The sequence below is a fragment of the Pandoraea sp. ISTKB genome, assembly GCF_001721285.1.
In the GTDB taxonomy this organism is placed as follows: Bacteria; Pseudomonadota; Gammaproteobacteria; order Burkholderiales; family Burkholderiaceae; genus Pandoraea; species Pandoraea capi.
Genome location: NZ_MAOS01000009.1, coordinates 1 through 342, shown reverse-complemented (window position 1 = coordinate 342; position 342 = coordinate 1). Strand labels below are relative to the sequence as shown.

Here is a 342-nt window from a genome sequence, read left to right as displayed (position 1 = left end):
GTGTTCGGCAGTAACTATCAGGACGTGTTTGCGTTCGTCGTGCTGATCGTGGTGCTGGTGTTCCGTCCGAGCGGTCTGCTCGGCGAGCGCGTAGCAGATCGTGCATAAGCCCGGGAGGATCGAGACTATGAATCAACCCGTGCAAACTTCGCCGGCGACGCAGATCTCTGCGGCCGCCGCGACCCGCAAGGCCTATCGCGGCCTCGCGTTCTTCCTGATCGCCGCGATCGTCGCGCCCGTGCTCGTCGGCTATGCCGGGGGCAACTACTGGGTGCGCGTGCTCGACTTCGCGCTGCTCTACATCATGCTCGCGCTGGGCCTGAACATCGTGGTGGGCTTCGC

2 pseudogenes are annotated in these 342 nt (G+C 64.0%); both read left to right on the top strand.

From position 1 onward, the window contains the following. Positions 1–108 (top strand): annotated as a pseudogene (locus tag A9762_RS27935) (branched-chain amino acid ABC transporter permease); the annotation flags it as partial. A gap of 19 nt (positions 109–127) precedes the next feature. After that, positions 128–342 (top strand): annotated as a pseudogene (locus A9762_RS03195) (ABC transporter ATP-binding protein); the annotation flags it as partial.